This is a genomic window from Amycolatopsis sp. NPDC051758 (assembly GCF_044453095.1).
Lineage (GTDB): Bacteria > Actinomycetota > Actinomycetes > Mycobacteriales > Pseudonocardiaceae > Amycolatopsis.
On record NZ_JBITCJ010000008.1, the window covers coordinates 148,325 to 171,458 of the forward strand.

Genomic DNA, 23,134 nt, shown 5'->3' on the forward strand with positions numbered 1-23,134 from the left:
GCCAGCCCGCCGTCGGCGTCGGCGGTCCGCGCTCCGGCGCCCGCGGCGAATACGGCTCGGACGCTCCGCGGCCTCGTAGACCGTCGCCCCCTGTCGACCGACAGTAAGGCTGGCCTGCCGCGGCACGGCGAGCTGCGACAGGCCACCTTTTTCATCGAGGTCCTCGCTGGGGCCGGGCTGTCCTCGACGCCTCATAGCCGCATGTAGATAGCCGTCAGCTGTTGGTCAAATAGTGGACAGTTACTACCCGCCGAGGTTGCTAAGCGGGCGTTTACGTGTGTGGTAGGGCATCCTGATCATCGGCAGCTGGCCGACACAGGACAGGTACGGATGGGAGCCGCCGTGGGCGGGGTGTTCATCAACTACCGTGGCGACGACAGCCGCGCCATGGGCGAGCTGCTCGACCGCGATCTCGCCGCGACGTTCGGCCGGGAGCAGGTGTTCCTGGACTGTTACTCCATCCAGCCAGGTGCCGACTTCGTCCAAGAACTGATGACACGAGTCCGCTGCTGCCGGGTGCTGCTGGTCGTGATCGACCGCGACTGGCTAACCCTCACCACACCTGCCGGCGGTCGACGAATCGACGACCCCGCTGACTGGATCCGCCGCGAGATCGTCGAGGCATTCGCCGCCGGAGTCCGAGTGGTACCGGTTCTGGTCGACGACACGGACACGCCCACCGAGGGGCAGCTGCCCGCCGACCTGCAGGCACTCGCGCGCTGCCAGGCCGTGACCGTGCGCCGGCGGCATACCCGCTCCGACGTCAGCGCCTTGATCCACCAGCTGTGTGAAGTCGAGCCCACACTCGCCCTGGCGGCCTCAAGCCCGCCGAGCGCCCAGGACACGACGATCACCGACGCTCCCGGGCCGCGCGGCGTGAACGTCACCGGCGGCGTGCACGGCACTGGAGCAGGAATCACGATCGGTGCGGCCACCGGCGACCACTTCACCATCAGCACACCACCGTCTTCTGCGCAGCAGCCGCACAACCCCCGCTAGCCGACGCGGACCACGGGCACACCGCGTCGGCGGCCGACCCGCCCGACCCCGGCACCACCTCGGACGCCGGCACCGGGGTGACCACGAGCATCCACGGTGATCTCGTCGCTACCGATCACGGTGCCGCCGTCGGTGTGGTGCACGGCAACCTGAACCTGCACCCGCCACCCCCGCGACCCGCGCCGGTCATCCCGCGGCAGCTGCCCGCCGCACCGGGACTGTTCACCGGCCGGACCACGGAACTAGCCCGCCTGGACCGCGCCCTCACCCACGCCGCCGCACCGCGGGGACCAGGCACCGACACGCAGGAACCGACCACCGCAGCCCCAGCCACCCGCCCGGCGGGTGCGGGGCAGGGCGCGACGGTGCTGGTCTCGGCGATCGGCGGTGCCGGGGGCATCGGCAAGACCTGGCTCGCCCTGGCCTGGGCACATCGGCATCTGGAGCGGTTTCCCGACGGGCAGCTGTTCGTCGACCTGCACGGCTTCAGCCCCACCGGCGAACCAGTGCAGCCGGCGACGGCAGTGCGCGGGTTCCTCGACGCCCTCGAAGTCGACCCGAACCGCATCCCCACCGACCTCGACGCCCAGGCCGCGCTTTACCGCAGCCTGGTGGCCGGGCGGCGGATGCTCATCGTGCTGGACAACGCCGCCACCAGCGACCAGGTCGCCCCGCTGCTGCCCGGCTCGCCAAGCTGCACAGTGCTGGTCACCAGCCGGCACCGGCTGGACTCGCTGATCGACCGGCACGGCGCCCGCCACCTTCCCCTGGACGTCCTGTCCCCCGAGGAGGCCCGCGGCCTGCTGGCCGCCCGCCTGGGCGCCGACCGCGTCGCCGCCGAACCCGAGGCGGTGGACGAGCTGATCAGGCTGTGCGGGGGCCACCCGCTGGCGTTGTCGATCACCGCACGCACCGCCGGCACCCGCCAAGACATCGCGCTGGCCGAGGCCGCCGCCGAACTGCGCGACCTCGGCCTGGAGGCGCTCGACCACGACACCGACCCGGCCGCCAGCCTGCCCACCGTGCTGTCCTGGTCCCTGCGCTACCTCACCGACACCCAGCGCACCGTGTTCGCGTTGCTGGGCATCGCCCCCGGTCCCGACACCACCCCACCCGCCACCGCCGCCCTCGCCGGCCTACCCGACCGCCTCGCCCGCAGGACGCTGAGCGGGTTGGAGAACGCCTCCATGTTGGAACGGCGGCCGGGCGGCCGCTACGCGATGCACGACCTGGTCCGCCGCTACGCCACGGACACCGCCGACACCACCCTGCCCGAGGAGGTGCGGGAAGCGGCCCTGACCCGGGTCGGGGACTTCCACCTGCACACCGCCCACACCGCCGACCGCCTCCTGTGGCCTCACCGCGTGCTCGTGCGGCCCGAGCCGCCCGCGCCCGGCGTGCACCCGCACCCGCTGCCCGACACCGCCGCGGCGCTGGCCTGGCTGGACGCCGAGCACTCCACCCTGCTGGCCACCCAGCTCACCGCCGCCACCCTCCGCCACCACCACACCGTCTGGCACCTGGCCTGGAACCTGACCACCTTCCACCACCGGCGAGGACACCGGCACGACGAGGTCACCACGTGGCAGGCCGCACTGCACGCCGCCGACCACCTCCTCGACCCCGCCACCCGCAGCCGCACCCACCGGCACCTCGGCGGCGCCTTCTCCCGGCTGGGCCTGCACGAACAGGCCACCACCCACCTGGAGCAGGCCCTGGACCTGGCCCTGCGCCACCACGACCCCACCGAACAGGCCCACACCCACCGGATACTCGCGTTCGCCTGGGGACAGCGGGGGGACGACCGGCAGGCCCTGGAGCACGCCCACCACTCCCTCGCCCGCTTCCGCGCCCTCGACCTGCCGGTGTGGGAAGCCGACGCGCTCAACCAGGTGGGCTGGTACGCCGCGCGCCTGGGCCAGTTCGACACCGCCCGCGAGCACTGCCAGGCCGCCCTCACCCTGCACCGCCACCACCACGACCCCGACGGCGAGGCGACCACCCTGGACAGCCTGGGCTACGTCGCCCACCACACCGGCGACCACCACCAGGCCCTCGACCACTACCACCACTCCCTCACCCTGTACCGCGGCCTCGGCGACGCCTACCAGGTCGCGGACACCCTCGACAGCCTGGGCCATTCCCACGTCGCCCTCGGCCGGCACGAGCAGGCCCGCACGGTGTGGCGGGAGGCGCTGGAGCTGTACCGGGACCAAGGCCGCGACGCCGACGCCGAGCGCGTCCAACACCAACTCGACGAACTCGGCCGCACCTGAACCACGACGCTGCCTACCAGGCAGTTATCGGATAGCGGAGCAGTATCGGCAGGGTGATCCACAGCGGCGGCACCACCGGCATCTTCAAGCGTGGCGAAGGTTCCGTCAGCTCGTCGATAGCGGACGGTGCCGTCGGGCAGGACGTACCAGCGGTCACCTCTCGTGCTGCCCTTCACCGCGTAGGCGGTGGCCCTGGTGAGGTCCGGCGCGTCGTCGCCGTCCCACGTCGTTGTCGAGGGACTGAAGTTTGAGCTGGTCCAGCCCGCTGAGCAGAGCCGGGACAGATCCTCCTTCGCAGCTGACCGACTTCTACATCGAGCTACCTGGCCTTTTCAGTGACTTCCGGCGGAGGTGAAGGTTGATGTCCTCCCGTGCACGAGCGAGCTCCACCGCCTGCGCTGCGACCAGCGCGGCCAGCTCGTCATACGACGGACGAACACCTTCCCCCACAAAAAGATCATCCCACACGCCCGCTCACAGCCAGAAAATGACCTGAACAGATACGTTACATCCAATCTATCGCCGTGAGCGCCGCCAGGCCGACCGAGTGATAGAGAGGCGTCGCGGCAACGTCGACCGTGCGACCATGGATCACTATCTGTAGCGCGCCGTCGACTCGTGCTCTCGCTCTCCGGGACAGCCTCACCCGCCGGCCACGACGGTGTGCGACGATCACAGCCCGCGTCGACAGCGCCTCGATCTGATACGTCATTCCCGCGCGCTGCGACGGCAGCGCATGTCCTCGAGATTGCCCCGAACGGTTTCCGTAAGGGGGTAAGCAGAGCCCAGCACCTGCTCGCATGCGGCGAGGGTTCTCTCGCACAGGGCAATCGCGTCAGTCATCCGCCCCGCCGACCGCAATGCGTTGGCGAGGTTATTACTCGAGTTCAAGGCGTCCGGGTGCTCGAATCCCAGAATCCGCTGCTGGTCGAAGAGAGTCTGCTGATGCAGGTCTATTGCCTCATGCACCCGCCCCATCCCACAGTAGGCGATGGCAAGGTTATTGCGTGAGCGCAGGGTGTCCAGATGGTCGACTCCCAACACTCGCTCTCTTGCCACCAGGGTCTCTTCGTGCAAGGCCATTGCCTTACCCGGCCGTCCAGCCAAGGAATAGGCGATGGCGAGGTTATTGCGCAGATTCAGGGTATCCGGATGGTCAGCTCCAGACACCCGCTCCCTTGCTGCCAAAGTCTCCACAAACAGCATGTGCGCCTCAGTCACCCGCCCCGCCGAGCAGTAGGCGATGGCCAGGCCATTGTGTGCATTCAAGGTGTCCGGGTGATCCTCTCCCAATACCCGCTTCAGGAGGGCAATATTCTTCAGATACAAGGGGATTGCGACGCTTAGCCGCCCTGAACACCTATATATGAAGGCGAGGTTGACCCGCGACCGCAAGGTCTGCGAGTGCTCGGAACCCAGCGCCGACTCACATGCGCCGATAGTCTCCTCACTAAGGGCGATCGCCTCGTCAAATCGCCCGATCGAACAGTACGCGGATGCGAGGTCGTTGCACGAGTTTAGGGTGTCCCGGTGCACTGGCCCAAACAGTCGCTGCTGGTCGGCGAGAGTCCTGTCGCCAATGGCAACCGCCTCATTCAACCGCCCCGCTAACCGATAGGCACTGGCAAGGTTACTTTGAAAAATCAGCCTGTCCAGCTCTTTGAATCCCACCAGCCGGCGAGATTCAGCGAGAGCCTGCTCGAGCATGGGGATCGCCTGATCCGGCCGCCCTGCCTCCCGCAAAGTGGAGGCGAAATTGACGCGGCATCCCAAGGTATCCGGGTGCTCGGCGCCCAGCACCCGCTCGCACGCCGTGAGATTTTGCCTGAACAGAACTAGGGCACGGGTTAGGTCGCCCGCGTCTCGCAGAAGCAGAGCGATTCGATTGATCTGCTCCAGCAGCAGATGCGATGGATCGTCGGTGTTGCTGAGAACGGCATCGAGGTGGGCGGCGATCTCGTCCAGCTCGTCGCGACGCAGCGCAACTTGGTCGCGAGGGAATCGGTTGGTGAGTGCCTCCAGGACTCGGGCTGACGTGTTCACAACGGCGGGTCCATTGCCTCCCGAGGCGGCGCCAAACTCATGTCTGACGACCGACGCCGTGAGTCGATGCACCGCGATGACCCGACGGTCCACGCCGCCGGCGTATTTCCGGCTATCGCCGCCGATCGTGGCCAGCGACGCATCGACCAAAGCTCCCACTGCCGCCCACATCCCGCCGTGCAAGCCAAGCTGCGGTTCGGCCGACACCAGTAGCCCCAGGCTCATCCCATCCGGCGACAACAACGACAAGACGTTCAGCAACCGGACCGCGTCATGGCCACCGTCGACCTTGGCCAGCCTGCTCAGGGCTAGCCGGGTCGCCTTCAGCACCCCCGGGTGGTCAGCCCCGGCCCGTTGACGCAGCAACTCATCCAGGTTTTGGCCCTGCAGCAGCGTGGCGTACTCGGTGTAAGTGGCTCCCGTCCTGGCGATGAACGCCGCCGCCTGAGCCAGTCCCAGCGGCAGCCATCCCAGCAGTTCACCCAGGCGCATTCCGTCATCACTTGGAGAGAGCCCGGTCGCGCGGGTCAGAAACGCCATCCCCTCGGCCGAGGTGAACGTCCGGACTGCCACGACGCCGGTCCCGCCCATCGCAGTGACTTCCTGCCGGTTGGTGGTAATCAGCACCTTCGCCGACCCCACCGCCGGGAGGTAAAGACGCAGCGCCTCCGGATCGTCGGCGTTGTCGAACACCAGCAACCGTCGAGCCCGGCTGTCCTGTTCGAGCCACCGGCGGACTGCTGCCGCCGCCCCCTTCGGGGTCATCTCCGCCGCCCCCGGCAATTCCAGATGAGTAGCCAGAGCAAATAGTTCTGGCAACAAACCGGACTCGGCGTTGATCCATGCGACCAAGTCGTAGCCCCGATCAAGGCACAACCGGACGTACCCGGCGGCGAGCTGCGACTTCCCCACACCCCGCGCACCAGGCAGCGCGACCAGCGCCGCCTGGCCATGCCGCCCCAGCGCCCTCCGCACCGCCCTCTCTTCTCGTGGCCGTGGCTGCCACCGCCACGCTCGGTGTGGAATCGAACCGAACACACGCGACCGCACTGCCCCAGGCTGCGGCAGCGCCCGCACCTGCTGCTGTGCCGCCTCCGTCACCGGCCCGGTGAACGTCGAACCGGTGATCGAAATTGTCGGGGGCTCAGTTTGCTGAATTCGCAGCACGCCGTACGCCGAGAGACCAAGTCCCAGCACCCCACACACTGCGCCGACCACGCTGCCGACCTTGTCCGCAGTCTCCAGCCCAAACCAGAAGGTCCCACCACCGGCCAGGACCGCAGCGAGGCCCGCAACGACCCATAGGAACCATCGACGACGAGGCACACAGACATCATCGCTTGTCGTTTGCGGATCGTGACAGGGCAGCACGATGTTCCGTTGGGCGTAGCAGCATGACGATCACGATGGCTGACGGATTCCTGAGATTGTCCATCTGCAAACTCGCCCCGACAAGGCCTCACCAATCTATCGGCCCGCTCCAGCTGTATGGCCATCAGAATTCAGGCTTCCAGCGCGGACCTTCGGCCAGTTTGTTCTCGCCTGAACCACCTGTTGCTACAGGAGCAATGTCGCCCACTCTCGGTTTGACAGCGCCGGTCACTTCCCTCAGGATCAGGCCACGTAGTCGTACCTGTGTTCGATCTGTTGTCGCTGACTTCCCACAGCGATCTTGGTTTGATGTGGGAGCTTGTCGTGGCGTTCAACTTGTGTGCAGGCGGTCACTGACCGCACCATCGGCCCATCGTATGCGATATCCGGTTTGAGCAGCCAACCCGACTCTGAATCCTCTTCCGGCAGTAACCAGGGGCGTAGCGCCTCCACGCCGGGCAGCCAGGTCGAGTTGCTCGGCGCGGCCGCAGCGCGCAAGTGCCGAGCTCAGCATCCGATCCAATCCCGGACCCGGGTAGCGGCGGCACAATTTCTGCGCCGGACGCGACTGTCACCGTTCTTCAAGGCCACCGGCACCGACATCGACTACGTGTCGCCGCATAGGACGTTATACAGGCGACGGCGGATTGCGACTGCACTGATCGGATGAACGGCTCGAAGCCCGCCGTCATGACTCGGCGGGCGCGACATCCGTCCAGGGTGACCCCACCCCACACATCCTCGCCTCAAGTGGCCGACTCCACCGGCGGGACGGCCGACCTGATCGCACGGTGGATAACCACCGGCAAATCCACCCGTACTTCTCCTCCAGTGCAGGTCAACGACGGGTTGCGGTTCGCCTTCTACGGACGCACCTCCACCTTCCGTCACCAAGACCGCGTGTCGTCACAGGGCTGGCAGCGTGACATGGCCGACAACCTCATTTCCGGTCATGGCCAGAAGCCCCGCGAGCACGGGCGTCACCGGTAGGGACCCAGGAGGAGCCGAGGCAGCGTCCAGGTTCGGCTCGCCGAGCTGGGCGGCCGTGCGGGCGCCAGGGATCGCCGCCAGCCCGGCCACCGCCTCCGGCACCGCCACCACGCACCTCCAGCACCACGAATACGCACCGGAGACACCCGCGTGGGGAAGTCACGAGCGAACCCGGAACACTCCTCGAACACTTGTTCGGATACTGCGAGAAGCGGCGGCCTCTGTCAAGCCAAGCCGGTCAAGCTCACCCACGCGCGGCATCCGGGTGAAGGGTGTAACCGCACGCCAGGACGCGACGTCCTCAGGTACGCAGTGCACCGGACACGGCGTCGGCGGCATGATCGGCTTCGCGCTGGTCGGCGGCGTCGCGTTCGGCATCTACTGTGCCGTCGACACCGCACTCATGAGCGAAGTCCTGCCCAGTTCCGGCTCCCGGGCGCACGATCTGGGCATCCTCAACATCGCCAACACCGGCGGCCAAGTCCTCGCCCCCGTCGCCAGTTCCCTGCTCGTCGGCCTGGGCGCCGGATTCTTGCCCGCCTTCCTCGGCGCCATGCTCGCCTGCGCCCTCGGCGCGGCCCTCATCGCGCCGATCACGAGCGTCCGCTGAGCCACCGCCAGGTTAACGCGCATTAGCCTGCCGAAAACCGGTTCCTGGCCCCCGCCGCCATAGTTTGAGCTGGTGGCGTCGATGTCGTTGCCGGAGCACACCGCCGGCTTGAGTGTCCGAAAGCCTGTCTGGGGCGCCGTCGCCGCACTGGGCGTCTTCGTGGTTTTCCTCTTGTCGGCGACCGATATCTTCCCCTGGGCCGCCGGTTTGGACCACGACGTCCATGCCTGGATCCTCGCGAATCGCACACCCGGCTGGATTTCCGCGGCAGCCGTGGTCACCTCGACGGCCTCCTCGACGTTCACCGCTCCGTTGGTCTTCCTGGTCGCCGCAGCCTTGACTCCGGGGGTGATCTCGGCTCGGCTGACCCGCGCCGTGCTCGTTCTCCTGACGATGCTGCTCGCCGTCCTGCTCCGCTTCGGCATCTCCGAACTACTCGCGCGATCGCGGCCCGCGATGGTGGACTGGGCCGTTTACGCCGGCGGTTTCTCTTTCCCTTCGGGCCACACTTCCGATGCCGCCTTGGCCGCCGGGCTGATCGCCTGGCTCGTCGTGCGGCGGTTCGATCGTGCTCCGCGGTGGCTCGTCTGGCCGCTCGCGGCCAGCTACGCCCTGCTGATCGCCTGGACGCGGGTCTACCTCGGTGTGCACTGGCCGACCGACGTGCTCGGCAGCCTGGCGTTCGTGACGGCGTGGCTGTCCGGGGCGCTCGTGTTCCAGCGGCTCGACGAGCGGGTGGCGACCTCGTCGTACCTCGCGTGACTTCGCCTTGCTCGAACCGGCCGCGAGCGTTCCGCTTCCACCGTCTACTGAGGACGACTTGAGCGATCAGCCTGCACGCACTGGGAAGTGGGGCAGAATCGGCAGCGTGAACAACGCCGCGATCACCTTCGGGCCCGCTCTCATCGCGGTGCTGGCCCTGCTCGCTGTGGCCGGTGCCGCCGTGGTCCGCTGGGGCGAGCTCGGCCAGGGCCGGGCCGTGCTGATCGCCGTCGTCCGGGCCGTCGCGCAGCTCGCCCTGGTGTCCCTGGTGATCACCGCCGTCCTGCGCTCGGCCCCGCTCACCGGCCTGTTCGTGCTGCTGATGTTCAGCATCGCCGCGATGACCTCTGCACGCCGCGTCGGCACCTGGGCGAACCTGCCGTGGACCGCGGCGGCCATCGCGGCCGGGGTGGCCCCGGTGCTGGCGCTCGTCCTCGTGGCGGGCGTGGTCCCCCTTCGCCCGATCGCTGTCGTGCCGATCGCCGGCATCGTCATCGGTGGCGCGATGACCGCGACCTCGCAGGCCGCCCGCCGCGCCCTCGACGAGCTGAAGTCCCGCTACGGCGAGTACGAGGCCGCGCTCGCGCTCGGGTTCACGCCGAGGCCGGCGGCGCTGGAGATCTGCCGCCCGTCAGCCGGTCACGCGTTGATCCCGGCACTCGACCAGACCCGCACGGTCGGCCTGGTGACCCTGCCGGGCGCCTACGTCGGTGTCCTCCTGGGCGGCGCCGGGCCCCTCCAAGCGGGCATGACCCAGGTGCTGGTGCTGATCGGGCTGCTCGCCGCCGAAGCCGTTTCGATCCTGGTGACCGTGCAGCTGGTGGCGGCCGGGAAACTCAGCCGAACAGGTTGACCACTCGCTACCGCACGAACGAAGCAGCGGGGTCAGCCGCCGTGGCCATGTTCGAGGGCGTCCGGTCCGTGACCTTCGAAGCCGTCCGCGCCGAAGCCGTGCACGGCACCCACCACGATCGCCGCGGTGATGAGCAGTCCGATGAGGACGGTAAGGACGATCAGCAGCCGGCGACGGCCGGGCGTGGGTTCGGGTGCCCGGCCACGCAGCACCGCGACCTCCGCCGCGAGGGCCGCTCCCGCTGCAGCGAGGATCTGCCGCCACCCTCTGGGGGCAGTCTGCTCCGGCGCCGGCAGATCGGCGGTCACCGCGGCCAGTTCGTGCCGGTAGCGGATCTGCTCGAGGCGGCCGAGCCGTTCTTCGACCTCGTCCATGGTCAGCCGGCCTTCCCCGGCCGCCGCGTAGAGAGCGGCCCGGACCTGCTCACGTTCCGCGTCCGAGCAGCGGATCCCTTCGGGCACAGTGGTGCCTGTCGCGTTCTCGCTCATCGTTTCCTCTTCCCCGTCCGAAAATGACCTCTCCCGAGGCTAACCGCGAAAATCGGGGCGAACGTTAATCTTCGATGAGAGTTCGGCGCCCCGCCGAGAACCTCAACTACAGTTACCGTGTGTCATCGATAACGGGACGAAAGGACGCCGAGTGCACTTGGTGATCGTCGACGACGAGACCGCCGTGCAGGACTCGCTTTCGCGGACGTTGCGGTTCGAGGGCTACACCGTCTCCATCGCGGGCGACGGCGCCGCCGGGCTCGCCTTGATCCGCGACGAGAGCCCCGACGGCGTGCTGCTCGACGTCACCATGCCGGTGCTCGGCGGCCTCGAGGTGTGCCGGGTGCTGCGAGCCGAAGGCAACACCGTGCCCGTTCTCATGCTGACCGCGCGGACCGCCGTCACCGACCGGGTGGCGGGCCTCGACGCGGGAGCCGACGACTACCTCGTCAAGCCGTTCGCGCTACAGGAACTGCTGGCTCGCGTCCGCGCGCTGCTGCGCCGCACCGAATACAACGCGCCGCCCGCAGCCGCCGCTCCCCCGGCACTGCAGTTCGCCGACGTCACCCTCGACCCGGCGACCCGGGAAGTGTTCCGCGGCGACCGGGCCCTGCACCTGACCCGCACCGAGTTCGCGATGCTCGAGACCTTCCTGCGCCACCCCCGGATCGTGCTGACCCGCTCCGCGATGTTCGAGCACGTCTGGGGCTACGACTTCGGGGCCGCGTCCAACGGGCTCGACGTCTACGTCAGCTACCTGCGGCGCAAGCTGGAAGCCGATGGCCAATCCCGATTGCTGCACACCGTGCGGGGCGTCGGATACGTCTTGCGCGAGGAACCGCTGTGAAACGGCCTCGCTGGAAGCAGCTGTCCCTGCGCGCCCGGCTCGGCGCTCTGGTGGCCGCCGCGGTCGCGCTCGCCGTCGTGACGGTCTCGGCGATCTCCTGGGGTATCACCCGGGCCGACCTCTACGATCAGTTCGACGCCCGGCTGCAGTCCTACGCCCAGCTCGCCGCGAAAGCCGCCTCGCCGGAGGAGGCGCTCTCGACCCTGCGCTCCACCAGCAGCAAGCCCGGGCCCGACCGGAACAACGGCCTCACCGTCCAGTTCCGCTCGGCCGCCGGCGTCGTCACCGGAACCGCGGGCGCGATCCCGGAGCTCCCGCCTCCGCCGCCGGAAGCGCCGTTCTCGGTCAGCCGGGCGTCCAACGTCCACCGCGGCGACGGCGACCGGTTCCGCATGTGGACGGTCTCGGGCTCCGACGGCGGGACGGTCCAGGTCGCCCAGGACTCCGAAGACGTCGAGGACAGTTTGGCCCGGCTGGGCTTCTGGCTGCTGGTCGTGTCCGCCGCCGGGGTGCTCGGCGCCACGGTGGTCGGCCGGGCGATCGCCCGCTCGGCGCTGCAGCCGGTCGACAACCTCACCGCGGCTGCCGAAAACGTCGCCCGCACCCAGGAGCTGTCGGCGGCGATCGACGTCACCGCGAGCGGCGAGATCGGGCGGCTGGCGACGTCGTTCAACTCGATGCTCGGCGCGCTGAGCCGTTCCCGCGACGAGCAGCGGAGACTGGTCGAAGACGCCGGCCACGAGCTGCGCACCCCGCTGACGAGCCTGCGCAACAACATCGAGCTGCTGATCCACGCCGACGCGAACCCTGAGCGGCAACTGTCGGCCGAAGACCGGTCCAGGCTGCTGACCGACCTCGACACCCAAGCCGTCGAGCTGACGGCCCTGATCGGCGAGCTGGTCGAGCTGTCCACCGGGGAACGACCGACCGAAGCCGAGGAGCGCATCGCGCTGGCCGACATCGTCAGCACGGCCGTCGAACGCACCCGGTCTCGCTGGCCGAACGTGGCGTTCGAAGCCGAGCTGGCCGACGCCGACGTGCTCGCGCGTCCCGCCGCCCTCGAGCGGGCGGTGCTCAACGTGCTCGACAACGCCGCGAAGTGGTCGCCGCCGGGTGGCAGCGTGCAGGTGACCATGTCGGTCGAGGGTGACACGGTCCGCGTGCGCGTCGACGACGAAGGCCCGGGCATCCCCGAGGCGGATCTGCCGCACGTGTTCGAGCGGTTCTACCGGGCCGACACCGCCCGCGCGCTCCCCGGCTCCGGGCTCGGGCTGGCCATCGTCGAACAGGTCATCACCCAGCACGGCGGGCGGGCCTCGGCCGACCACGCCGACCGCGGGGGCGCCCGGTTCGATCTCGTCTTCCCGCTGGTCGCTTCTTAAGGAAACTCAGCGCGATCTTCATCGAACTCTCATGCAGGGCCAGCACTGTCTGAGGAGTGACTCCACGGACCGCGCTCCGGCCGACCCCACTGGCGACACTGACGCTGGTCATGGCCGCGATCGCGCAGGCGATCATGACCGGGCTGACCCTCGGGTTGGCCGGCCATGTCAGCCCCTGGCGCGACCCGGTCAGCGACTACGCCTGGCACCGCGGCGGCCGGCTGCCGTTCACGGTCGCCATCCTGCTGCTGCTCGCCTGTGCGGCCGCGCTCGCGGTCGCCGCGCAGCTGGCGGCCCTGCCCAGCGGCCCGCTGGTGAGCACGCTGTTCCTGCTCTGGACGGCCGGGCTCCTGGTGGTCCTGGTCTTCCGGAGCAATCTCAGCGCGGCGGACCCCACCGTGTCGGGCGAGATCCACCGCGCGGGCGGGGCGGTCCTGTTCGCCAGCCTGCCGCTGGCGGCCTGGACGTTGAGCGCCCGGTTGCGAGCTGAGCCCCGCTGGGCCGCCGCGGCCCCGGCGCTGCGGCGCGGCGCGATCGCCGGGGTCGTCACCGCGGCCGCGTTCGGCGCCGCCCAGGTGGTCGGCTGGCTCCCGGCCGGCCTGCTCGAACGCGCGGCGCTGCTGGCCGAATTCCTGATCGTGGTCACGATGGCGCTCGCCCTGCGACGCGCCGCGCGCAGTCCACTGCGCTCCCCGGCCACCGTCGCTTCGGAGGCCATCCGATGACTGCTTTCGCCATCGTGTGCGCCTTGGCCGCCGCCGTGTTGTTCGCGGTGGCCGCGACCCGGCAGCACGCCGAGGTCGCCGAGCTGGCTGTCGAGGGCACGCCCGGGTTGCGCACCCTCACCCGGCTCCTGCGCTCTCCCGGCTGGTGGACGGGGACCGGGCTGGCGACCGGCGGCAGCCTGCTGCACGTCGTCGCCCTGTCGCTGGCCCCGCTTTCGGTGGTCCAGCCGCTCGGCGTGTTCAGCCTGGTCCTGACCGTCCTGTTCGGACGGCGCGCCCGCAACCGCCGGGTCGTGACCGGTGTCGTGCTCGTGGTGGCGGGCGTGGCCGGGTTCGTGTCGCTGGCGGCCTCGGCCGCCCCGGCCGGGGCGATCAGCGCGGGAACGGCCGAAGGGGTGGCCGTCATCGGGTTCGTGATCGCGGCGCTCGTGTGGTTCGCCCGGGCCGGTTGCGCCGCGCTGGCCGCCGCGTCGGCCGTCCTCTTCGGACTCGGCTCGTCGGTCGTGCACGCCGCCGCGTCGCAACCGCTGACCACGGCAGCCTTCCTGGGCGGCCAGGCCCTGCTGCTGCTCGGCGCGGGCGGCGTGATCCTGCACCGCGCCTACGCCGCCGGGCCCACCGCCGTCGTCGTCGGCACAACCACCGTGCTCGACCCCCTGACCGCCGTCGCCGTCGCCGCCCTGGCCTACGGCGAAGTCCCCCAGCCCGCGGCCGCGCTCGCCGCGGTCGTCGCTCTCGCCGGTGTGCGTGTGCTCGCCGGTGCCGTTCCGCAAGCCCATCCGACGATCGAGGAGAAATCCGTGCCCGAGCACCCGACCGGCCTTCGCGTCCTGATCGGCGCCGACACGTTCCCGCCCAACATCAACGGCGCGGCCTTCTTCGCCGAGCGCCTGGCCCGCGGCCTCGCCGGCCGCGGCCACGACGTCCACGTCGTCTGTCCGTCCGACGACGGCCCGGCCCGCACCGAACAGCGTGACGGCTACACGATCCACCGGCTCCGCTCGCGCGCCATCCCGTTCCACGGCGACTACCGGTTCTGCACCCCCGGCGGCGCCCGCCCGGCCGTCGGCGAGATCCTCGACGAGGTCCGCCCAGACGTAGTCCACGTCCAGGCCCACTTTGGCGTCGGCCGCGCCTTGCTCGAGACCGCCGCCGAACGCGCTGTCCCGGGCATGGCCACCAACCACTTCATGCCCGACAACCTCCTCGGCTACACGCCCTTCCCCCGCCGGGTGAAGGAGGCGATCGCCCGCTGGGCGTGGAAGGACCTCGTGCGCGTCTACCGAGACGCCCGTCTGGTCACCACGCCGACGCCGCGAGCGGCCGAGGTCCTCGCGGGAATCGGTCTCGGCCGGCCGGCGCAGGTCGTGTCCTGCGGCATCGACCTCGCCCACTACGCCGTGCCGGCCGCCCGCCCGACCGGCCGGCCGATGTCGGTGCTGTTCGTGGGCCGGCTCGACGCGGAGAAGAACATCGACCAACTGCTGCGCGCCCTGGCCCCGCTGCCGCACGTCCGCGCGGACCTCGTCGGGGACGGCACCCGCCGCCAGGAGCTCGAAGAGCTCGCCGCCGAGCTGGGCGTCGCCGACCGCGTGACGTACCACGGGTTCGTCTCCGACGCCGAGCTCGTCCGCCGCTACGCCGAGGCCGACGTGTTCTGCATGCCCGGCACGGCCGAGCTGCAGAGCCTCGCCACCATGGAGGCGATGGCCGCGGGCCTCCCGGTCGTCGCCGCCGACGCGCTGGCCCTGCCCCACCTCGTCCACCACGGCGAGAACGGCTACCTGTTCGAACCCGGTGCGATCACGACGATCTCACGGTGGATCGCCGACCTGGCCGCGGATCCGGACGCGCGCGCTCGCATGGGCGAGGTGTCCCGCGCCATCGTCGCACGGCACGACATCGACGACGCGCTGGCCACTTTCGAGGCGCAGTACCGGATCCTGCTGGGGGCGTCGACGCCGGCCGTGCTCGGCCAGGCCGCTTGACCCGGGTAAGCGCTCGGCCAACGCTGGTTGGTCGGGCGCTTACCCGTTCCCTGTGAAAGTGCGGCATGCCCGAACGCAGCTTGATCGACGCGGCGAAGCTGGCTGATCTCGCCGACCGGCTGGCAGCGTGTCTCGGCCCGTCGATGCGGGCGGAGGACGCACCGAGACCCGATTCCCTGACGTTGGCCGCGTGGCACGCGATGAACGCGCTCCACCGCGTCGTCGAACTGCTCCAGCTCCCCGACGAGCCCGACGCGCGGTTCGCGAGCCTGACCGATCTCGCCGCACGCGGGGAGGGCATCGTCCAGGCCACGCTGGACACCCTGATCGCGGAGGGCCATGGCGACCCGATCGTCGAGCGGGCCGCCGGTCACGGACATCCCGAAGCCGCTTCGAAGGTCGACGCCACCGCGCTACAGCTTTCCTTCCCGGGCGGGCAGACTGTCTCCCTCCGGATGGCCAGGCACGCCGGCGCGGACAACATCCTCCAGCTCGCCGGCCCCAGCCACGCGGTGGTGGAGAACCTCGATCCCGCCACTCGCGAAGCCGCGACGGCGACGGTGGCCGAGATCGCGCACGTGCTGGTGTCCAAGCTGCCCGAAAGCGAGTAGCCCCGATCCCTGCCAGCCTGTTGAAACGGCTCAGGCGCTCAGCACTCCGGTGGTCAGCAAGCCCAGCAGCGCGACCCCGGCAATGACCCGATACACGACGAACGCCGTGAACGTGTGCCCGACCACGAACTTCAGCAGCCACGCGATCGCCCCGTACGCCACGGCGAACGAGACCACCGTGCCGACCACCAACGGCACCACGTCGAGACTGCCGCCCAAGGCATCCTTCAGCTCGTACAGCCCCGCTCCGGTCAACGCCGGGATCGACAGGAAGAACGACAGCCGCGTCGCCGCGACCCGGTCCAGGCCGCGCAGCAGGCCGGTGGAGATCGTCGCGCCGGAGCGAGAGAAGCCCGGGAACAGCAACGCCAAGATCTGGGAGGACCCCACCAGCATCGCGTCGGTCAACGTCGTGTCGGCCTCGGTGCGCTTGCCCGTGCCGAAGCGGTCGGCCGCCCACATGATCGCGCTGCCGACGATCAACGACGCCGCAACCACCCACAGCGACGCCAACGGCCCCTTCACGAGGGACTGGAACAGCAGGCCGGCGGCCACGATGGGCACCGTCGCGAGAATCACCCACCACGCGAACTTGTAGTCGAACTCCTCCCTCGCCTCGGCTTTCACGAGTCCCCGTCCCCAGGCCCCGACGATCCGCACGATGTCGCGGAAGAAGTAGACGAGCACCGCCGCGATGGCGCCGACCTGGATCACCGCGGTGAAGCCGACGACCGACTGGTCGTCGACGGGGATGCCGAGCAGCCCCTCGGTGATCTTCAGGTGCCCGGTGGACGACACCGGCAAGAATTCGGTCAGCCCCTCCACGATGCCGAGGATCACGGACTGGCCGAGGTCGATCACGCTCAAGGAACGGTCCTTCACTGGGGAATGGCAGGCACCCGGAAGGGGGTCGAGGGGGAACCCCGGGTGCCTGCCAAGACGGGATGGAAACCCTCTTGGCGTTGCTCAGCCTCGGTCGGCTCCGTGGTGCTCGAAGCCGTCGTCTCCGAAGCCGTGGAACGCGGCCACGACCAGTGCGGCGAACAGCACAGCCACCGCCAGCACCGCGACCAGCATCGCCAGCCGGCGCCGCTTGCTCATGACCTGTCCGCCCCGGCCGACCAGTGCGGCGAGGTCCGCGCCCAGCTGGTTCCTGGCCGACGCCAGCACCGGTAGCCAACCGGTGGACGAGCTCGCCGGGGCCGCCGGCGGGGGCAGGTCCGCGGTGGTCTCCGCGAGCTCGTCCCGATACCGGGCCGCGGCAACCCGGGTCAGGCGTTCCTCGACCTCATCGACCGTGAGCCTGCCTTCGCCTGCGGCTTCGGCCAGGTGCTGTCGTGCCTCTTCACGCTCGGCGTCCGAGCACCGGATCCCGCTCGGATCAGCCATCGCACGTCCCGGATCGATCATGTGTCCCTGCATTCCGTCGTCAAACTATCGAGGCCCGCGTTCGCCACCTGCTATGGCCGGGTTAACACCGGGCAAGAACGAATCACGGAGCCGGCACTTCGAGGCGGTACCCGTACCCGCGGACGGTCGTGATCGTCGGCGCGGTGACGCTGTTCGTGGCGGCTTCGGCGAGTTTCCGGCGCAGCGTCACGATGTGGACGTCCAGCGTCTTCGTCGAACCCCGCCAGTGGGTGTCCCACACATCGGCCATGAGCGTGTCCCGGCTGACCGCCGCACCGGGCTCCTGCGCCAGGCGTTGCAACAGATCGAACTCCTTCGGCCGCAACGCGACCTCGTCGCCGGCAAGGGTCACCCGGCGGGCAGCTACCTGCACGACCATGTCACCCAACCGCAACGGGACCACGTTCGAGGACGTCCCGCGCCGCAGGTGCGCATGTAACCTCGCCAGCAGTTCACGCAGCCGGAGCGGTTTCGTCAGGTAATCGTCTGCACCGACCTCCAGCCCGATGACGACGTCCATCTCCTGTGTCCGCGCCGTGATCATGATGATCAGGGCGGTGGGTGTGATCCCGCGGGCACGCCGGCACACCTCGATGCCGTCGAGGTCGGGCAACCCCAGGTCAAGGAGGACGATGTCGTACTCGTCGATGGTCATCCGGCGCAGCGCCTCGCCACCGGTGCGCGACCACATGACTTCGTAGTCGTGCATGCGGAGCGCGGATTCGAGCAGGCTTCCGATGGTTTCATCGTCTTCCACGAGGAGAACTGCCGCCATGGGGAAATGCTAGCGAATGTCCGTTAGAGAACCATGAGAATCGAAATTTTAACCCGTTTGAGCCACGCGCTAACCCGACGCTAACCTTGACGCGCAGCTTTGGCGGGAATCGCATCCGCGCGGGCAGACTATCGCCATGCGCAGACGCATCATCCTGCTCGCCGTCGCTGCTGCCCTGCTGGCGACCAGCCTCTTCGGAGTACCGCTGGCGATCGGGGTCGCCAGCTACTTCGCGCAGGACGAACGCACGGAACTCGAGCGCACCGCCGATGCCGCCGCACTGTCGGTCGCCGACGACGTGTTCAGCCACGCGACCCTGCCGCGGTTCCCGGTGTCCGAAGAGGACACGACCGGCCTCTACACGCCGGAAGGAACCCTGAAGACGGGCAACGGTCCCGCGACCGGCGACGCGGTGGTGGAACGCGCCCGCTCCGGGGAGATCGTGGCCGGTGACGTCGGCGCGGATCTCGTGGTCGCCGTGCCGATCCTGCGTGATTCGGAGCTGCAAGGCATCGTGCGTGTGTCGACGCCGCACACCGAGTGGTACCAGAAGGTCGCGGTCTCCTGGCTGGCGATGGCCGGGCTGGCGGTCGCCGCGCTCGCCTTGACCTGGTTGCTGGCCGCGCGGCTCGCCGTCCGGGTCGCCGGGCCCCTGGAGCAGCTGTCCGCGGCCGCGGCCCGGCTCGGCGGCGGCGACTTCACCGTGCACGCCCCGGTCAGCGGGATCGTCGAGATCGACCAGCTGGCCGAAGCTCTGGACCAGGCCGGGGTCCGGATCGGCGACGCTCTCGACCGCCAGCGGGCGCTCGCCGCGGACGCGTCACACCAGCTGCGCACGCCGCTGGCCGGATTGCGCTTGCAGCTCGAGTCCGCACTCGATCCCCCCGGTCAGGACCTCGAAGCCGCAGTGGAAGCCGCGCTCACGCGGATGGACCGGATGGAGACGACGATCAACGACCTGGTCACGCTGGCCAACCGGCCTCCGGAGGACCGGGGCGTGATCGAGCCGGAGAACTTGCTGCGCGACGTCGACGCCGGCTGGCGCAGCCTGCTCGCCGGCCAGGGCCGCCGGCTGCGGGTCGACCGTCAGGCGTCGGGACGGCCGAGGGCGGCCGAGGCCGCGGTCCGGCAGATCCTCGGGGTCCTGCTCGACAACGCCGTCGTCCACGGCCGCGGCACCGTGACGGTCACGACCCGGGACAGCGCCGACGCCTTCGCGATCGACGTCGCCGACGAGGGCCGGGGCGCCGTCGACGTGCCCGCCATGTTCACCCGCGGGCACAGCGGCGCCGGCGGGTCCGGCATCGGCTTGGCGCTGGCCCGGGATCTAGCCGAGGCCGAAGGGGGCCGGCTGCAGCTGAGCGGATCGGTGCCGACGACGTTCACCCTCCTGCTGCCGTCGGCGCGTGCAGGGCTCCCGCTCGAGCAGTGACCGCGAAGAAGTCGCGCTGGTCCGCGGAAAGGTAGCGGTCCGGCGCCGTGGGCATGTCCGGCGTCAGCGTCTTCGGCGACGAGCCGGCGATGTCGGGCCGGAACAGGTTGGCGCTCACCATCCCGCCGTGGATGTCCAGTTCCATACCTCGCACCGCGCCTGCGGTCGACAGGGCGCTCGCGAGCGCGGTCAGGGTCAGCTGGTCCCCGGCGACGTAGATCAGCCGGCCCTGGGCGTCGACGCCCACGCCCGACCGCCAGGTGAATTGGAACTGGTTCTTCGCGCTCCCCCACTGCCCGGCCGGGTTGCCCGACAGCCCCGGCACGGGGCGGCCGCCGTCGACGACCAGCTCGAGGTTCTGCCGCACGGCGGCGACATCCGGGGTCAGGCGGGCGTCCCGGCCCCAGAGTGCGACGTCGGCCACGCCGGACTTGTCGATGACCAACGACGCCATCCCGTTCTTGAGCGGGATCCCGGCCTGACCGTCGGCGTAGAACCCGCCCGGGGTGTCGCGGAACTTGAAGCCGGAGTTGAAGGTCGCCAGCAACGACGGACGCAGGGCGTCGGGGACCTGCGCGCCCTCGGGCCAGTGGCCGCCGGGTTCCTTGGTGCCGGCGATCAGGTGCAGGCCGGTCCACTTCTGGTCGAAAGCCACGACCGCCGCCACGACGCTGGTGTGGGCGGGATCGGGACGGAGGAAGGTCGTGTAGTCCGCCGGCTGCCCACCGGCCGTTCGCGCACCCGGCGCCCAGGCACCCTCACCGTGGAGTCCGCCGGGCAGGGTGAGCAGCGGAGCGGGTGCGTTCGCCAGGTCACCGGCCGGTGCCGTCGAGCCGACCGGCACGGGGACCGCGTTCGCGTTCGGCGCGCTGTTGGCTGGCGGATGCCTGGTGTAGTACCAGTTTTCCACCGCGTTCACGACCGGTCCGGCACCCATCTGGCGGGCCCAGTCCGCGGTGCGCGCGGCGAACGTCGCGGCGCCGGGGGCGGTGAGCGCTTGGACGTAGGTGACGCCCGGGTAGATGATCAGCAACGACAACACGACAAGCACTCGCCGCAAGCGCTTTCGGCGACGCTTGACCGGCGGTTTCGCGACGGGTGTTCTTCCGGTTTGGCTTGCGGCATCGAACATAAGTCACCGTAACGAGACCGTGGTTCGAGCCAGTCCATCGAATTGCAAGCGAACAGCTAAGCGCGGTCGCCGGTGCGCTGCTTGCGGCTGCGACGCAATTCCAGGGCGAGCGGGATCAGCGAAACCACGACGACGAGGGCCACGATCGGCAGCAGGTACTGGTCGATGCCGGGAATGCTGGAACCCAGGACGTAGCCCGCGATCGTGACACCGACCGACCACAGGACACCACCCAGGACCTGCCAGAGCGCGAACGTCCGCGCGGGCACCTCGAGGATTCCGGCCAGCGGGTTCAAGACGGTCCGCACGACCGGGACGAATCGCGCGAGCACGATGGCCTTCGCGTGGCCGTAGCGGCCGAAAAGCTCTTCGGCCCTCGCCATTCCGCGATGCAGGTGGGGGTTGCGTGACTTCGCGAGCAGCGCCCGTCCGCCGCGGCGGCCGAGGAAGAATCCCGTCTGCGCACCCAGAAGCGCGCCGGCGACGGATGCGACCAGCACCGCGGGCAGCGAAAGGTGGACCGTGGCCGTGGCGCTGGTGGTGCAGAACAGGCCTGCGGTGAACAGCAGCGAGTCCCCGGGCAGGAAGAACCCGATCAGCAGGCCGGTCTCGGCGAACAAGGCCAGGAAGACGCCGGCCGTGCCGAGGCTCGACAGCCAGGACGTCGCGCTCAAGGGGTTCATCGGACCTCCGCCTTCCGCGGGAAGCTTACTTCGACAGCTATGTAGTAGTTCTACACTGATGTCGTATTCGACTGCCACCCGCCCCGTTCACGGCGTGGTCGCGCCACCTCGCCGCCCCAGCCAGTCGCGCTCCCGCAGCCGGGCACGATGCCGGTCCAGCGCCCTTCGGGTGACTAGGTAGGCGCCGCCGAGGACGACGAGCACCACGGACTCCCAGACGAGACCGCCGAGGATGGCCGTGGTGAACGCCTCCGAACCGCTCAGCGGTGGCGCGACCTGGGCGCCCGTCCCGTCGACCCACAACCACACCTGCGGCGGCAGTGCGGAACCCGCGCCCAGGCGGACCACGCCACTGCGCACCCGGCCGCCGGGCGCGACCCAGGTGACGGTGACGGAGATCAGCCCACCTCCTGCCGGTGCCGCAGCGGACGGCACGGGGAGGTCCGGCCGAACGGTCGCGGCGACCTGGTGCCGCGACCGGCCGTCCGCAGCGGCCGTGGCGGTCAACTGGTCGTAGTCGGCCACGACACGTCCGCAGATGACCGCGACCGACGCGAGGACGAGCAGGCCAAGCAGCAGCGCGACGACGGCTTCGAGCCGGTCGGGGCCACGGGCCGACCGGAGGAAGAGGGGCTTGAACAGCCGCATTCGCCCCACCACGTCGTCCACTCGCCTCATGACGTGAGGATGCGCCACGGGATACGCCCGACACAGCACCGTTAACCGCGCCTTTGCCGTGCGCTGGAGGATCTTTGCCCACCGGCGCTCTCATCAGCGCCTCAGTCATCCATGCCCGTTTTGTCCATTACTAAAGTTTCACTAACTCTTGACCCGCACCTGGATTTGAAGGTGAGGCTTACCTAATGCTGGCGACGTTCACCTCACCCATGGATCGCCAGGGAGTCGCGCGTTGTTGTTTTCCAGCCTGCTGATCGGCCTACGGGAAGGGCTCGAGGCGGCGCTCGTCGTGAGCATCCTCGTGGCGTTCCTCGTCAAGACCGACCGGCGATCGGCGCTGCGCTGGGTGTGGCCCGGCGTGGCCGCGGCCGTGCTTCTCTCGGTCGCCGTGGGCGCGATCCTCACCTACACCACCGCACACCTGACCTTCGCCCACCAAGAGCTGGTCGGCGGCACGCTGTCCATCGTGGCCGTGGCGTTCGTCACCGCGATGATCTTCTGGATGCGCACCGCCGCCCGGCACATCTCCGCCGAGCTGCGCGGGAAAATGGAGAACGCGCTGAGGCTCGGGCCGCTCGCCATCGTGCTGGTGTCCTTCCTGTCCGTCGGCCGCGAGGGACTGGAGACCTCGGTCTTCTTCTACGCCTCGGTGCAAACCGCCCGGGGTGAGACCGCCGTGCCGCTGCTCGGTTTCACCATCGGGATCCTCATCTCGGTCGCCCTGACCTGGCTGCTCTACCGCGGCGCGCTGCGGTTCGACCTGGGCAAGTTCTTCAAGATCACCGGCGTGCTGCTCGTCTTCGTGGCCGCGGGCGTGCTCGGCTACGGCCTGCACGACCTGCAGGAGGGCGGCTTCCTCCCCGGCCTGTCCACTTTGGCTTTCGACGCCTCCGGCGTCCTCCCGGAGACCTCGTGGTACGGCACGCTGCTCAAGGGCATCTTCAACTACTCCCAGCAGACCACCGCACTCCAGGCAATCGCCTGGGTGCTTTACGTCGCGATCGTGCTGCCGCTCTTCCTGCGTCCGGCACGAGTCAACGCAACCCCGTCCCCGGCCGCGGCCGAACCGAAGGAGTGAC

At 69.6% G+C, this 23,134-nt stretch carries 21 protein-coding genes; 13 read left to right on the top strand and 8 right to left on the bottom strand.

Going from position 1 to position 23,134, the window contains the following annotated elements; all coding sequences use genetic code 11:
• Positions 1-342: 342 nt before the first annotated feature.
• Together ACIA5G_RS33690 and ACIA5G_RS33695 are read left to right on the top strand one after the other, a co-directional pair.
• Positions 343-999: a toll/interleukin-1 receptor domain-containing protein gene (locus tag ACIA5G_RS33690; RefSeq protein ID WP_395930592.1), complete on the top strand. Its 657-nt coding sequence runs from the start codon at positions 343-345 to the stop codon at positions 997-999.
• A gap of 77 nt (positions 1,000-1,076) precedes the next feature.
• Positions 1,077-3,275 (top strand): ATP-binding protein, encoded by a 2,199-nt coding sequence (locus ACIA5G_RS33695; protein WP_395930594.1) that lies wholly within the window; start codon positions 1,077-1,079, stop codon positions 3,273-3,275.
• Positions 3,276-3,983: 708 nt separating this feature from the next.
• Here the strand turns inward: ACIA5G_RS33695 and ACIA5G_RS33700 are convergent.
• Complete coding sequence (locus ACIA5G_RS33700) at positions 3,984-6,536, bottom strand: tetratricopeptide repeat protein (protein WP_395930596.1); 2,553 nt, start codon at positions 6,534-6,536, stop codon at positions 3,984-3,986.
• A 903-nt stretch (positions 6,537-7,439) separates the two neighbouring features.
• Between ACIA5G_RS33700 and ACIA5G_RS33705 the strand changes: the two genes are divergently transcribed.
• From ACIA5G_RS33705 to ACIA5G_RS33720, 4 genes are all read left to right on the top strand, one after another.
• On the top strand, positions 7,440-7,679 hold the full coding sequence (locus ACIA5G_RS33705) for a hypothetical protein (protein WP_395930598.1): 240 nt from the start codon (positions 7,440-7,442) through the stop codon (positions 7,677-7,679).
• Positions 7,680-7,944: 265 nt separating this feature from the next.
• Positions 7,945-8,289 (top strand): hypothetical protein, encoded by a 345-nt coding sequence (locus tag ACIA5G_RS33710; RefSeq protein WP_395930600.1) that lies wholly within the window; start codon positions 7,945-7,947, stop codon positions 8,287-8,289.
• 81 nt (positions 8,290-8,370) lie between these two features.
• Entirely contained in the window at positions 8,371-9,051 is a 681-nt protein-coding gene (locus ACIA5G_RS33715) for a phosphatase PAP2 family protein (RefSeq protein ID WP_395931340.1), read from the top strand.
• Between the two features lie 106 nt (positions 9,052-9,157).
• A complete protein-coding gene (locus ACIA5G_RS33720; protein ID WP_395930602.1) occupies positions 9,158-9,904 on the top strand; it encodes an ABC transporter permease in 747 nt (248 codons plus the stop codon).
• Positions 9,905-9,936: 32 nt separating this feature from the next.
• Here the strand turns inward: ACIA5G_RS33720 and ACIA5G_RS33725 are convergent, their stop codons facing one another.
• Positions 9,937-10,392 carry a DUF1707 domain-containing protein gene (locus ACIA5G_RS33725; protein ID WP_395930604.1) on the bottom strand — a complete coding sequence of 152 codons (456 nt, stop codon included), beginning with the start codon at positions 10,390-10,392 and terminating at the stop codon, positions 9,937-9,939.
• 151 nt (positions 10,393-10,543) lie between these two features.
• On the opposite strand from ACIA5G_RS33725, the gene ACIA5G_RS33730 reads away from it, so the two are divergent.
• The 5 genes from ACIA5G_RS33730 (at position 10,544) to ACIA5G_RS33750 (ending at position 15,945) form a co-directional block, all read left to right on the top strand.
• Positions 10,544-11,239, top strand: a complete 696-nt coding sequence (locus ACIA5G_RS33730; protein ID WP_395930606.1) for a response regulator transcription factor — start codon at positions 10,544-10,546, stop codon at positions 11,237-11,239.
• Positions 11,236-12,621, top strand: coding sequence for an ATP-binding protein (locus ACIA5G_RS33735; RefSeq protein WP_395930608.1), 1,386 nt, complete (start codon positions 11,236-11,238; stop codon positions 12,619-12,621). Before ACIA5G_RS33730 ends, ACIA5G_RS33735 begins: the two co-directional genes overlap by 4 nt.
• Before the next feature lie 56 nt (positions 12,622-12,677).
• Complete coding sequence (locus ACIA5G_RS33740) at positions 12,678-13,346, top strand: DUF998 domain-containing protein (protein ID WP_395930610.1); 669 nt, start codon at positions 12,678-12,680, stop codon at positions 13,344-13,346.
• On the top strand, positions 13,343-15,334 hold the full coding sequence (locus ACIA5G_RS33745) for a glycosyltransferase family 4 protein (RefSeq protein ID WP_395930612.1): 1,992 nt from the start codon (positions 13,343-13,345) through the stop codon (positions 15,332-15,334). The genes ACIA5G_RS33740 and ACIA5G_RS33745 overlap by 4 nt, the downstream gene beginning before the upstream one ends.
• 65 nt (positions 15,335-15,399) lie before the next feature.
• Positions 15,400-15,945 carry a hypothetical protein gene (locus ACIA5G_RS33750; protein WP_395930614.1) on the top strand — a complete coding sequence of 182 codons (546 nt, stop codon included), beginning with the start codon at positions 15,400-15,402 and terminating at the stop codon, positions 15,943-15,945.
• A gap of 30 nt (positions 15,946-15,975) precedes the next feature.
• On the opposite strand, the gene ACIA5G_RS33755 is transcribed toward ACIA5G_RS33750, so the two are convergent.
• The 3 genes from ACIA5G_RS33755 to ACIA5G_RS33765 form a co-directional block, all read right to left on the bottom strand.
• Entirely contained in the window at positions 15,976-16,806 is an 831-nt protein-coding gene (locus ACIA5G_RS33755; protein ID WP_395931342.1) for an undecaprenyl-diphosphate phosphatase, read from the bottom strand.
• A gap of 105 nt (positions 16,807-16,911) precedes the next feature.
• Positions 16,912-17,334, bottom strand: a complete 423-nt coding sequence (locus ACIA5G_RS33760) for a DUF1707 domain-containing protein (protein WP_395930616.1) — start codon at positions 17,332-17,334, stop codon at positions 16,912-16,914.
• A 103-nt stretch (positions 17,335-17,437) separates the two neighbouring features.
• A complete protein-coding gene (locus ACIA5G_RS33765; protein ID WP_395930618.1) occupies positions 17,438-18,130 on the bottom strand; it encodes a response regulator transcription factor in 693 nt (230 codons plus the stop codon).
• A 136-nt stretch (positions 18,131-18,266) separates the two neighbouring features.
• Here ACIA5G_RS33765 and ACIA5G_RS33770 point away from each other — a divergent pair, with 136 nt between their 5' ends.
• Positions 18,267-19,562, top strand: coding sequence for a sensor histidine kinase (locus tag ACIA5G_RS33770; RefSeq protein WP_395930620.1), 1,296 nt, complete (start codon positions 18,267-18,269; stop codon positions 19,560-19,562).
• On the opposite strand, the gene ACIA5G_RS33775 is transcribed toward ACIA5G_RS33770, so the two are convergent.
• From ACIA5G_RS33775 to ACIA5G_RS33785, 3 genes are all read right to left on the bottom strand, one after another.
• Complete coding sequence (locus ACIA5G_RS33775) at positions 19,513-20,604, bottom strand: phosphodiester glycosidase family protein (protein ID WP_395930622.1); 1,092 nt, start codon at positions 20,602-20,604, stop codon at positions 19,513-19,515. The two genes, ACIA5G_RS33770 and ACIA5G_RS33775, sit on opposite strands and share 50 nt — an antisense overlap.
• Before the next feature lie 146 nt (positions 20,605-20,750).
• On the bottom strand, positions 20,751-21,377 hold the full coding sequence (locus tag ACIA5G_RS33780) for a DedA family protein (protein WP_395930624.1): 627 nt from the start codon (positions 21,375-21,377) through the stop codon (positions 20,751-20,753).
• An 87-nt stretch (positions 21,378-21,464) separates the two neighbouring features.
• Positions 21,465-22,055, bottom strand: coding sequence for a hypothetical protein (locus ACIA5G_RS33785; protein ID WP_395930626.1), 591 nt, complete (start codon positions 22,053-22,055; stop codon positions 21,465-21,467).
• A gap of 232 nt (positions 22,056-22,287) precedes the next feature.
• On the opposite strand from ACIA5G_RS33785, the gene efeU reads away from it, so the two are divergent.
• Entirely contained in the window at positions 22,288-23,133 is an 846-nt protein-coding gene (gene efeU, locus ACIA5G_RS33790) for an iron uptake transporter permease EfeU (RefSeq protein WP_395930628.1), read from the top strand.
• The last annotated feature ends 1 nt before the right edge of the window (position 23,134 follow it).

What these genes read in the sequence shown, in the direction of transcription:
- ACIA5G_RS33745 (WP_395930612.1), top strand. Translation starts at nt 13,343, where the DNA reads ATGACTGCTTTCGCCATCGTGTGCGCCTTGGCCGCCGCCGTGTTGTTC.
- ACIA5G_RS33765 (WP_395930618.1), bottom strand. Translation starts at nt 18,130, where the DNA reads ATGGCGGCAGTTCTCCTCGTGGAAGACGATGAAACCATCGGAAGCCTG.
- ACIA5G_RS33760 (WP_395930616.1), bottom strand. Translation starts at nt 17,334, where the DNA reads ATGGCTGATCCGAGCGGGATCCGGTGCTCGGACGCCGAGCGTGAAGAG.
- ACIA5G_RS33780 (WP_395930624.1), bottom strand. Translation starts at nt 21,377, where the DNA reads ATGAACCCCTTGAGCGCGACGTCCTGGCTGTCGAGCCTCGGCACGGCC.
- ACIA5G_RS33715 (WP_395931340.1), top strand. Translation starts at nt 8,371, where the DNA reads ATGTCGTTGCCGGAGCACACCGCCGGCTTGAGTGTCCGAAAGCCTGTC.
- ACIA5G_RS33750 (WP_395930614.1), top strand. Translation starts at nt 15,400, where the DNA reads ATGCCCGAACGCAGCTTGATCGACGCGGCGAAGCTGGCTGATCTCGCC.
- ACIA5G_RS33770 (WP_395930620.1), top strand. Translation starts at nt 18,267, where the DNA reads ATGCGCAGACGCATCATCCTGCTCGCCGTCGCTGCTGCCCTGCTGGCG.
- ACIA5G_RS33725 (WP_395930604.1), bottom strand. Translation starts at nt 10,392, where the DNA reads ATGAGCGAGAACGCGACAGGCACCACTGTGCCCGAAGGGATCCGCTGC.
- ACIA5G_RS33785 (WP_395930626.1), bottom strand. Translation starts at nt 22,055, where the DNA reads ATGAGGCGAGTGGACGACGTGGTGGGGCGAATGCGGCTGTTCAAGCCC.